Annotated in this window: 11 protein-coding genes, 1 other RNA gene and 5 pseudogenes; 5 read left to right on the forward strand and 12 right to left on the reverse strand. The window is 41.0% G+C overall.

Translation table 11 applies throughout. The annotated features are described in order from the left end of the window. The 6 genes and pseudogenes from B4H32_RS04740 to B4H32_RS04755 all read right to left on the reverse strand — a co-directional run. On the reverse strand, positions 1–623 hold a 623-nt coding region (locus B4H32_RS04740; protein WP_286800433.1), incomplete at its 3' end, for an alpha/beta hydrolase. Between the two features lie 3 nt (positions 624–626). Next, a pseudogene (locus tag B4H32_RS12815) lies at positions 627–1,181 on the reverse strand (BON domain-containing protein); the annotation flags it as partial. A gap of 57 nt (positions 1,182–1,238) precedes the next feature. After that, a pseudogene (locus B4H32_RS12820) lies at positions 1,239–1,433 on the reverse strand (BON domain-containing protein); the annotation flags it as partial. Beyond that, positions 1,413–1,547, reverse strand: a pseudogene (locus B4H32_RS12825) (BON domain-containing protein); the annotation flags it as partial. The pseudogenes B4H32_RS12820 and B4H32_RS12825, both read right to left, overlap by 21 nt. Positions 1,548–1,634: 87 nt before the next feature. Beyond that, a complete protein-coding gene (locus B4H32_RS04750; protein WP_004681272.1) occupies positions 1,635–2,048 on the reverse strand; it encodes a YraN family protein in 414 nt (137 codons plus the stop codon). A 3-nt stretch (positions 2,049–2,051) separates the two neighbouring features. Further along, on the reverse strand, positions 2,052–2,987 hold the full coding sequence (locus tag B4H32_RS04755) for a penicillin-binding protein activator (RefSeq protein WP_286800440.1): 936 nt from the start codon (positions 2,985–2,987) through the stop codon (positions 2,052–2,054). 16 nt (positions 2,988–3,003) lie between these two features. On the opposite strand from B4H32_RS04755, the gene rsmI reads away from it, so the two are divergent. After that, on the forward strand, positions 3,004–3,846 hold the full coding sequence (gene rsmI, locus B4H32_RS04760; RefSeq protein ID WP_286800441.1) for a 16S rRNA (cytidine(1402)-2'-O)-methyltransferase: 843 nt from the start codon (positions 3,004–3,006) through the stop codon (positions 3,844–3,846). A gap of 42 nt (positions 3,847–3,888) precedes the next feature. Here the strand turns inward: rsmI and B4H32_RS04765 are convergent. The 6 genes and pseudogenes from B4H32_RS04765 to B4H32_RS04790 all read right to left on the reverse strand — a co-directional run. Further along, a pseudogene (locus tag B4H32_RS04765) lies at positions 3,889–3,975 on the reverse strand (cation transporter); the annotation flags it as partial. 33 nt (positions 3,976–4,008) lie between these two features. Continuing rightward, positions 4,009–4,257: a hypothetical protein gene (locus tag B4H32_RS04770; protein WP_286800445.1), complete on the reverse strand. Its 249-nt coding sequence runs from the start codon at positions 4,255–4,257 to the stop codon at positions 4,009–4,011. A 173-nt stretch (positions 4,258–4,430) separates the two neighbouring features. Further along, a complete protein-coding gene (locus B4H32_RS04775; protein ID WP_004759593.1) occupies positions 4,431–5,663 on the reverse strand; it encodes an FAD-dependent monooxygenase in 1,233 nt (410 codons plus the stop codon). Beyond that, complete coding sequence (gene ubiH / locus B4H32_RS04780) at positions 5,660–6,871, reverse strand: 2-octaprenyl-6-methoxyphenyl hydroxylase (protein ID WP_004681277.1); 1,212 nt, start codon at positions 6,869–6,871, stop codon at positions 5,660–5,662. The genes B4H32_RS04775 and ubiH overlap by 4 nt, the downstream gene beginning before the upstream one ends. Before the next feature lie 427 nt (positions 6,872–7,298). Then, on the reverse strand, positions 7,299–8,615 hold the full coding sequence (gene pepP, locus B4H32_RS04785) for a Xaa-Pro aminopeptidase (protein WP_004681279.1): 1,317 nt from the start codon (positions 8,613–8,615) through the stop codon (positions 7,299–7,301). 69 nt (positions 8,616–8,684) lie between these two features. After that, on the reverse strand, positions 8,685–9,317 hold the full coding sequence (locus B4H32_RS04790; RefSeq protein WP_004681281.1) for a UPF0149 family protein: 633 nt from the start codon (positions 9,315–9,317) through the stop codon (positions 8,685–8,687). 65 nt (positions 9,318–9,382) lie between these two features. On the opposite strand from B4H32_RS04790, the gene B4H32_RS04795 reads away from it, so the two are divergent. The 4 genes and pseudogenes from B4H32_RS04795 to B4H32_RS04810 form a co-directional block, all read left to right on the forward strand. Beyond that, the gene (locus B4H32_RS04795) at positions 9,383–9,937 is read left to right on the forward strand and encodes a hypothetical protein (RefSeq protein WP_004678101.1); all 555 of its coding nucleotides are present in this window, start codon (positions 9,383–9,385) and stop codon (positions 9,935–9,937) included. 2 nt (positions 9,938–9,939) lie between these two features. Further along, positions 9,940–10,224 (forward strand): cell division protein ZapA, encoded by a 285-nt coding sequence (locus B4H32_RS04800; RefSeq protein WP_004678103.1) that lies wholly within the window; start codon positions 9,940–9,942, stop codon positions 10,222–10,224. Positions 10,225–10,326: 102 nt separating this feature from the next. After that, a non-coding RNA gene (ssrS, locus tag B4H32_RS04805) (6S RNA) lies at positions 10,327–10,508 on the forward strand. 73 nt (positions 10,509–10,581) lie between these two features. After that, positions 10,582–11,151, forward strand: a pseudogene (locus B4H32_RS04810) (IS30-like element ISAba125 family transposase); the annotation flags it as partial.

Consider the following 11,151-nt stretch of genomic DNA (forward strand, 5'->3'; position numbering starts at 1 on the left):
GGCATCACCTGCTGATAGGAAATCTTGTGGTCAAAGGCATGTTCGGATAAAGGATCGCCCACATAGTCAAAATGGTAAGGTCCAGCCAGACCCACAATTGCCTTGATCTGGTCTTTATATTTGAAATTTTGTGACTGGGCTGAATAGACAACCGACATCACGTTAAAAGCTCCTGCCGAATGCCCCATCAGAATCATGTTGTCAGTTGAAATATTCAGCTTAACTTTATTTTGATTCAAATAATGAATCGCTTGCGCTAGATCATCGACAAATGCTGGAAAGATATGTTCAGGCGCAAGATGATAGTTGATCACTGCAACATCATAGCCCTCACGTGCGAATGTCTCACCAATAAACAAATAATCACGTTTATTGCCATGCTGCCATGATCCACCATGTACAAAAACAATCAAAGGTTTTTGTTTCTTTGGATTCTTGGTTCGATAAAGATCCAGTCGATTTCTGGCTTTTAACCCATAAGCAAGATGTTCTTCTTTTTCAAAAGTATCCTTTGGCGTCAAATAATTGATTGAATAGCTGGCAAAATCATACAGGCGAAATTCCTGATATAAGTTTTTCGCCCGTATCACGTTTTCTTGTACTTGCTGAATAAGTTGCTTCATAAATTAAGGTGCGGTTGGTGTCGTCGTCACGGGTTCATCTTGATCAGGATCAATTGCAACTGGTGTTTCAACTAAAGGCTGTGTTGTCGCTGCACCGACCATTGGCGTGGCAGCAGATGAGTTCATCGTCCCCGAAGATTGATCAATGTTGTCAATCAGCGTGACAATTTTACTCACATTGCCCACTTTTTGTAAGACATCATCCAAATCTTTCACTTCAGCGGTATTAAGGCGCCCCATCACATACAGCACACCGTTTTCAGTATGTACCAGTACTTTGCTGTCAGAAACCACAGGAGCTTTCATCAGTAGACCACGGGTGTTCGCCGTTACCGTTGCATCCTGCATGATGGTGCTATAGCTTACTTTATCGCCTACAGTGATGTAGTTGTGAACCGCCTTAACATCGCTCATGGCGCGCAGGTTATCTTCCGCCAACTGTTTTAAGTAAGGATCGGGAACCTGGCCAGTCAACAAAACATTACTGTGGAAACTTTCAATATTGATACGTGACTGCTTAAAGCGATGGTCTAGTTTGTATAGGTTGATATTTGCAGTACNNACCGTCGCATCTTGCATGATGGTGTTATAGCCGACTTTGTCGCCCACCGTAATATAGTTGTGCACTGCTTTAACATCCGTCATTGAGCGCAAGTTGTCTTCAGCCAACTGTTTTAAATACGGATCAGGAACCTGGCCTGTCAATAAAACATTGCTGTGAAAACTTTCAATGTTGATACGTGACTGTTTAAAACGGTGATCTAATTTATATAAATTGATATTTGCAGTACGCTTGATTGAAGAATCAATAAAAACCTGCCCTAAACTACGTTCACCACTGTTTGTACCAACAGGCGCCGATCCTGTTCCACCAGAAATAAAACTCGCACATCCCGATAAACTTGCAACGCAAACCAACGTCATCGTTAAACGTTTCAACACTTGGCAAGACTCCCTATCCACTAACTTGTTCAATCTACTGCACTTGCCTTGAAATGACTCAACCGTATCTCAATCCAAAGTAAACGCATGTTTAATCCATTGCTGATCATACTGCAATTTTGAAAAATCTGGTTGTACTGTTTTTGCAAGTTTCTGTGGAAAATCAAAACAGATCACATCAAAACGACAGTCAAAATTGTAATAATTGGGGTATCTTTGTAAAAAGAACTGCGCCGTCTTAATAATCTTACGTTGCTGTGAATACGAAATCACTTCACAGGCCTCTGCATAACTGCCTGCGGAACGGGCTTTCACCTCCACAAAAACCAGCTCATTGTCACGTTTGACAATCAGGTCAATTTCCCCAAAACGTGAATGGTAGTTTTTATTGACATATTGATACTGCTGGGACTGTAAAAATAGCAATGCCGTTTGTTCTGCCCACTGTCCCAAGAGATGTTTCTGCTGTTCGATTGTGCCCATATCTTATTTTAAAATTTCAATGCCATTTTTTTGCTGTCTATAACAATACGGCTGCCTAGAGATTTTATGGTCTTTTAGCTCAATTGCACCTGTGCGCCCAACAAAAGAGAATTGAACCTGTCCAGTTTGCTCAAGTAAGTGTTGGCCCATGCTCCATGCATCACCCCCAAAAGCCAGCAAACGTTGAAATGCCATATTTTCAGGCTGTTCCTTGTAGGCTTCAATTAAGTCTGCCCATTGACCATTATATAACGCGGGGACATCACAGAAACTCAGTCCCAAAGGTATGGACTGCCCCTGTTCAATACTTAGGGGTGTCGCATAAATATTCTTCTCAGGTAATGCTCCCAGTTGTTCCATCCATTGATGGTCACCCAATAGCAACACGCCCTCTTTTCTGGAGAGTTTTTTCGGTAACTGATTGACCATTGCAATATCTGAACCGAACTCAGCCATCAATGCCACTAAAAAAAGCTCAGTGGCTGACTCAGTTCCTGTCTGGCGTAAAACAAATAGTTTTTTCACCCCATCTTTTTTCAGCAGTTGGTTGAGGGCAACCGCATCATCCTGCTTGGCCAGACTATATTGCCAGACATTGGCTGACTGTGTGTTGACATCATTAAGGGCCAGTACAGGAATTTTGGGACTAAGCTGAATAACGTTTTCAACTTCAGGTCTTGCCAATGGCCCAACAATCAGTCTGGTCTTATGGGTGACTTTTTTCTTAAAAATTGAGTCGATGCTATTTTTTGCGGAATCTACAAAAATAATTTTTTCTTTACTGCCAGATGCTGTATAAGCACTCAGGAAACCACGTTTGATGCTCTGACCTGCTCGCGCCATCGTGCCAGATTCAGGTAAAATCACCAGTACGTCCGCATACGCTGGACTCATACATGCTGCCAAACAGAGTAGCAGCCAATATTTTTTGTAAGACATGAGGGAGTTACCTTTTATGAGTGCTCAATTATTTGTTGTAGCAACCCCGATTGGGCACTTAGATGACATGACCTTTCGTGCAATTGATATTTTAAAGTCTGTATCGGTGGTTGCAGCAGAAGACACTCGTCAATCTGCTCAATTATTTAAGCACTATAATATCTCAACTCCGTTAACAGCGTGTCATGATCACAATGAAAGTAACAAAATTGATCAACTTATTCAAAGAATGTTAAATGGTGAAAGTATTGCGCTGATTAGTGATGCGGGAACACCGTTAATTAGTGACCCTGGATTTAAGCTGGTTCGTGCAGCACAAGAACATAAGATCCGCGTCATTCCAGTACCAGGCGCATGTGCTGCAATTGCAGCATTGAGTGCTGTAGGTTTACCAAGTGATCGCTTTAGTTTTGAAGGTTTCTTACCGTCAAAGGCTTCACAACGAATTAGCCAACTTGAAAAACTAAAAGATGAGACACAAACCCTGATTTTCTATGAAGCGCCACATCGTATTTTAGACAGTGTAAAAAATATGGCTGAGGTATTTGGTGAAGATCGACCTGTAGGTTTTGCTCGCGAAATTACCAAAACTTTCGAAACGATCAAAAAAATGACCTTAAAAGAATTGGTCACGTTTATTGAAAATGATCACAACCAAGAAAAAGGTGAAATCGTTGTTGTCGTTGGTGGTGCTACGACTGAAAAAGATATGGAACAAGATAAGCTAGATGACTTATTAAAACGATTACTACAAGATCTCTCCGTCAAAGCAGCTTCACAATTGGCAGCTGATTTAACGGGTATAAAAAAGAAAGTTGCTTATCAACGGGCTCTGGAACTCACCCAACAAGATCAATAAAACCTAAGGGGGGATTAAAAAATCTCCCCTTATCATCTCAGCCAATGAAATTGCATAGTTAGCAGCATCACCTGCAAAATCCAGCGCATCGACCCATAACGATACAGAACGGGCATGTGAGCCACCAATAAAACCGTGATGCTTTTTTATGTCAATTCAGACTTAATCTTGATGCTCACCTGGCGGAACTTCAGTAATGCGTCCACCACGTGCAAGAAATGCAGCTAATTCGTCTTCTAAAGCTTGGCGTTGTTTCTGTTTCGCAGTCACAGTTAGCGTTTCAGCTTCAGCTAGATCAGCATCATCAATCGTTGCTTCTTCATTATCAGCACCGCTTTCTGCGGCTTTCGCTTCTTCATCGTCTACCGCAGAATCTTCAGTATTTTCGTCGTAATCATTCATTTCCGTCATATTACTCTCCCCACAATGACTCAACTCTCATCATCGCTATTTGGCCATCAGAACTTGATGAAATTTAACAAGCTCTTCTTATTTATCAAAGCAAAATATTCATCAAATTGTGCTTTTTATAACCAAATTCACTCTGATTTATAAATGATTGTTTAAAAAATATCTACTGTTTTTTAGCAAGCATAACGCGTGTGCTGTAAAGCCCCTAATCCATTCGCTTGTCTCATAAAGCGATCTTTAAACCAATCCAATTGTTCAACTTGTTTTAGACCAAAGTTACGTGCCCAAACAAACGGAAATAATTCTGAACTTTCTAACCAACCAATCGCAGACATACTGTGCATCATGGCATCATTCTGGCCTTTACGTTGGTGTTCATAGCGCAATAAAGTTTGCTCATTGGCCCACACACCGCGTTTTAAATCATGCAATAAAACATCACATAAAACTGCTGCATCTAAGCAACCGATATTTACGCCCTGACCAGCCAAAGGATGGATGACATGTGCTGCATCGCCAATCAAGGCTAAACCAGATTTGATATAACGCTGAGCTGCTCTTGCTTTAAGTGGAAATTGTGCTCTGGAACGAACCTCAACTACTTCACCCAACATATTTAGGCTTTCTTGGGTCAGTAATTGCATAAACGCTTGATCGCTGAGTGCTGAATATTCATCGGCGTAATCATCTGGTAAAGTCCAGACAATCGACTGCCAATAGCCGTTCTCTTGTGGATCAAGACTCGCCATCGGCAAATAAGCCAATGGGCCTGTCGGTAGGAAAATTTGTCGTGCCACATAATGATTCGGCTGGGTGGTTTTAATCGCGCAACTGATGGCAGCCTGTTTGTAATCCAAAACATCTAAATCTATATAAGCTTGTTCGCGGACAAAAGAATTTGCACCATCTGCACCAATAAGTAACTTGGTTTTTAGTGTTGTGCCATCCGCCAATTGAATTGACCAACCTTGTGGAATCTGCTCAATCCGAATCACTTTGACTTGAGTACGATAATCATTGAGCTGCTGCAACATTTTTTGTTGAATCGCAACATTCAAGACACTCGGCTCAACCATCGAACCTAAAGCTTGATCTGCACGAGGTTGCTGTTCGGAAGCATGTCCAAAATTTATTTCACCATAACCATTTTTATTCCAGACCTGCATACCTGAATAAGGCATTTGGCGTGCTAAATCATTCCAAACGTCAACTGTCTTTAGTAGATGAATCGTTGCTTGACTTAAAGCCAACACCCGTGGATTCATCACAGCTAAAGTTTTCTCTTGATCAAGCACTGGTGCAGCATCCAATACTGTTGCTTGCACACCACCTTGAGCCAACAATAAAGCGGTTAATCCACCGACTAAACCACCGCCAACAATCACAACATCTAAGATTTCACTCATGCTTTTAGTCCCATCGCATAATTGGCAACCAAAGGCTTAACGCCTGGAATCACATCAAATGCAATCAGACCTGTATTGCGTAATAATTTGAGGATTGGATTTTGATTACTAAAACCACGCACTACTGAATCACAGAACTTAATCACACGCTGCTGATCTGTTAAGCGTGCTTGCTCATAAGCCAATAAATTATCAGGATGACCAATATCATCAGACTTCGCTAACTGCTCTAGTAAATAACGAACCAATACATCGGCATCTCGCAAACACAAGTTAAAGCCTTGCCCTGCAACAGGATGAATTGTGTGTGCTGCATTACCCATCAGAACTACACGACCAACTGCCTGCTTGTGAGCCAGAACTTGTGACAATGGATAACTAAAACGTTTACCCGTTTTTTCAAATTTACCCGCACGATCGCCATAAGTTTCTTGTAGGGCATCCAAGAAGTGTTGATCATTTTCTTCACCCAACCATTCAGCTTCAGTACCTTTTTTAACTGGCCAAACGACAGAACGACGATATTCACCAGGTAAAGGCAATAATGCCAATGGTCCTAATGCGCTAAACCGCTCAAAACCAACCTGTTGATGAGGTTTAGAGGTTTGAACCGTTGTAACAATCGCAACTTGGTCATAATCATGTTCATCCACGCCCACACCAATTGCTTGACGGCAGAAAGAATCACGACCATCTGCTGCGATCACCAACTTCGATTTCAAGGAATGGATATATTCACCATTACGCATGGCTTCAATGTGAACCTCATCTGCATCTTGTGTCAGTGATGTCACTTGTACCCCATCAATTAATTCAATCAGAGGCTGCTGACGAACCTGGGTGAGTAATACTCGACCTAACCACGCATTTTCAATGACTTGCCCAAAGCTTTCTACTTTTTCTTGTTCTGCGACTAATCGTGCTTTACCAAAGCTACCCTGCTCAGTGATATGTACTTGCAGAATTGGGGTGGCATGTTGCTGTAAGGCTTCCCACAAACCTAATTTTTGGTAAATCTGCACGCTACGGCGTGACAAAGCGGTGTTACGCGCATCAAAACTTGAGTGATAAGGAGCAACATTTTCATCATCATAATTTGGATATTTCACAGCTTCTAATAGCTTTACGGCAATATTAGATTTTGCCAACATTAAAGCAAGGCTGAGTCCAACCATACCTCCACCGACAATGATGACTTGTTGCTGCATAATATTATTCCTTATCAGTTTTTCATGACTTGATGTTAAGGGTCTGTTGATATTTCATCTATGGTTGCGTTATAGGCTAAAACAACTTAAACGAGGCATGAAACGTAGGCAATGGCAACTCCTTGTCAAGTTTCATAACAAAGTTTAAGGAAGTTTTAGCCATAACCCTGTGGGACAGGGATATTTTTTGTCGCTACTGCGTTATGGCTTATTTATTTAGAATGACTAAATTTCATAAGCCATGCCTTGTATCACCTAAAAACATCCACTATCGCAAGCATTTATGAATTATCTACAGACCCTAGCCTATCTTACTCTAACTTAAATCGACAATGGAATTTGTACTTTGTTTGGTCTGTGTTTTATTTTAATTCGACAAATAAAAAAGGCTTATCCCAGAATAAGCCTTTAGATCAATATTTCTGACTTAACCAGCCATTAATTGCTCAATTTCTTCAACAGTTTTCACTACATTCTTAGTCAAAACCAACGGCCCATTTTCAGTGACTAAAACATCATCTTCGATACGAATCCCAATACCACGCCATTTCGCATCAACCGTTTCATCATCGGGTGCGACGTATAAACCAGGCTCAACGGTGACTACCATACCTGCTTCATAAGCACGCCAGTCTTCGCCATGCTTATATGCACCGACATCATGCACATCCATACCAAGCCAATGCCCAGTTCCATGCATAAAGAATTGACGGAATGCTTCGCTCTCAACCAACTCATCTACATTACCGCTCAGTAAGCCAAGATCAACCAAACCTTGAGTTAAAATTTTTACAGCGACTTCATGTGGATATTTGTAGTGATTGCCAATACGGGTTGCATCAATCGCAGCTAGTTGTGCATCTAATACAATATTGTAAAGTGCTTTTTGCTCAGGACTGAACTTACCATTGACTGGGAAAGTACGAGTGATATCAGATGCGTAGAATTCATATTCACAAGCAGCATCTATTAAAACCAAATCACCGTCTTTTAATGGTTTATTGTTTTCCACGTAATGCAAAATGCACGCATTCTCTCCACCACCGACAATACTATTGTAGGCTGGCACACAACCATTTTTACCAAAAATATAATTGAGTTCTGCTTCAAGTGCATACTCCATCATTTCTGGTTTTACGCTTTGCATGGCACGGGTATGCGCCTCTGCACTGATATTAGATGCGATCTGCATCAATTCAATTTCTTTTGCTGATTTTTTCAAGCGCATTTCATCAATAATTCGGTCTAACTGAATCATTTCAGCGGGTGCAGCACCACCACGACGCTGCTGTGCATCTGCTTTTTGAATCCATTGGCTGACACGTGCATCAAATTCCGCATTTTGGCCAATACGATAGTAAAGACGCTGTTTATTTAATAATTTGTCGATAATTTCTTCATCAAGCAGATCAATTGCATACGCTTCATCTGCATCATAGATTTCAATCGCACCATCAATCCCAGCACGATAACCATTCCAGATTTCCATCTCGCGATTACGTTCACGGCAGAACAAGCTATAGCTATATTCCTCGCCCTCTGCAAAGGTTTCGATTACCGCAACGGCTTCGGGTTCTGCAAACCCAGTCAGATAATAAAAACTACTGTCTGCACGATATTTATAATCCGCATCGCGATTACGATACATTTCTGCTCGCGTCGCAATAATGGCAATGCTGTTGCTGCCTATGTGTTGAGCAAGAAGATTACGGCGTTGTTTAAAATCGGCTTGACTTAATTTCATATTGTCCTTCTGATGAAGATGAATGATTGTAAGTATCTTTATTTATAAGAGCTTAAGGCACCGCCCGAGTTAACTCGGACGATGTGGGGTAAACATTTCAACGACATTTTGTGCATCGCCAATATCCCCCTGATTCTTACTTTTTGCATGAAAGTTTTGTAATAATGAGCTTTCGGCTACAGCAATCTTTTTACGGCCAATCGACAGACTCACAGGAATCAGGCGTACAAATTCATACAGTTCCTGATAGCTTTCCTCACCCTCTTCATCATTGTCCGAATCTTCAAACTCAACAGCTGCAACATCTTGTAAATGTTCAATCAGCTCTTGTTCTTCTGCACGAATATGACCAGAAGCCAGACCAAAACCAAGGACCACACCTGCACACCAATCCGCCAATGCCTGAACACGGTCTACAAGCAAATGAGTGTCGTCTGGCAACATCGGCAAATAATCTAACTCATCGTCAGACAAGGCATGAGAAACATCTTCGCTCTCGTCAGTTAAGCTTTCTAACGCCTCTTCCGATAATGCAGGAACATTTAAAGTATTTAAAATTTGTGACCATTCGTCTTTGGTTGGCGCTTGTGTCACACAAACTATACCTGTGAGTAATCCATGTAACTCACTTGGACTTGAAATTTCTTCAATCCCATCAAAATGAGCATTCCATTCCGTCCAACCTGAAATATCGTCTTGCATTCGTTTATCCAATCTCTATACTGCTGTATATATTACCTTTGATTGCAACTCTGTGCGACCTCGTTATGTTAGAACAATTACAGCGTCTACAAGCGCATATTGGTGTTTTAAAAACACGTTTACATCATTTAGAGCGAGAAAACACTTCGCTCACTGAGGCTAAAGCTTTAGCTGAAACTGATCATCATGCACAAGTTGTGCAGAAAAATAGCATCATCACGCAAAAGCAGGAAGAAGTTGATAACTTAACTGAACAACTGACTCAGTTACAAGATCAATTTAAACAACTGAATACTGATGCAACAACTTTGGCTGAACGTTATGGACGTTTAGAGAAAAGTACCACTGATCTTAAAAATCGCTTTCAGGAAATTCTGGCGGAACGTAATGATCTACGTGTCATCAAGGAAAAACTACAGGCACAGCAACGTCATAGCCAACAGGAAATTCAGGACTTGCAACAGGACCGTGATCGTTTGTTGCAGAAAAATGAGTTAGCAAAGTCTAAAGTTGAGGCGATTATCCAGCGCCTAGCCGTTCTTGGTACAGCCGAGGATCAACATGCACAAGAGATTCAGCAACTCGCCCATCCAAATGCTGAACTACAAGAGGAAAACTGATCATGAGTGAACAAGTGACAGTAGAACTTCGTTTAATTGAACAGACTTTCCGTTTAAACACGACTGAAGATAAACGTGAAGAATTAGAGCGTGCAGCTGAACTACTGAACCAAAAGTTTCATGACATGCGCCGTAATGCTCCTCGTGTAGAACATAACAAACTTGTGATTATGGTTGCACTGCAAATGGCTCAGGAAGTGTTTAGCCTGAATAAGTCTTTACAGGAATATGCCCATTGTGAACACCTGCTCCAGACCATTTTGGAAGATGTGGAACAGACTGTGTAGAAAAATACCTAAATGTTAAGATTATTTGCACAAAGCCCCATCAATTAATAATTATCTTTACAAGTAGCGATTGTCATCGTGTAAAGATCGGTTATACTAAAACTGTCTCTAGGGTGTTCGCCAGTACGTCCAGTCCCCTGCCGATACTTAAATTTATGGATGTGTTCTGTGTATTTTGAGTGTATGCCTGCCTCGAGTAGGAAACCCATTAAGTATACGTCACCTCCACCTTGAACTCATCGGGTTCAGGGTAACGACCATGCAGCGGCACCTCTGGAGCATTTTATTTTTAAAATCAATATAGGCAGAGTAAAACTTGAAGTGCGACATAAACCACCTAATTAATTTAAAGGGTTTATGGAGTATATAAAATTGTCATACCATCATCTTAACTTTGAAGATCGTACTGCATTAATGCTTGAGTCAAGAAAAGAAGGCTTTTCAGCCAGAAAATTTGCTGAACTCATTAAAAGACATCCTAGTACGATCTATCGTGAGCTTAAAAGAAATAGCATCAATGACGTTTATCAAGCTCGATATGCTTCTGATAACACCTTCGCTAGACGTAGACGTGGTCACAGAAAACTCAAAATCGATTCAATCCTCTGGAAATTTATTGTTGAAGCGATCCGTTGTTTATGGTCTCCTCAGCAAATAGCAAAGCGTTTAAAGACATTTCCTGATTTGGATCAAACAATGAATGTAAGCCATACAACGATTTATTCAACGATACGCGCATTACCCAAGGGTGAGTTGAAAAAAGACTTATTATCCTGTCTGCGTCATGAAAATAAAAAGCGAAAAGCTAACGGTGAACCTAATAAAGATTCTATATTACAGGATATTAAAACTATTCATGAGCGCCCAGCCGAAGTTCAAGAAAGAAAAATACCGGGTCATTGGGAAGCTGATTTAATTAAAGGTAAA

This window comes from Acinetobacter sp. UBA2063 (assembly GCF_002333245.1).
Lineage (GTDB): Bacteria > Pseudomonadota > Gammaproteobacteria > Pseudomonadales > Moraxellaceae > Acinetobacter > Acinetobacter parvus.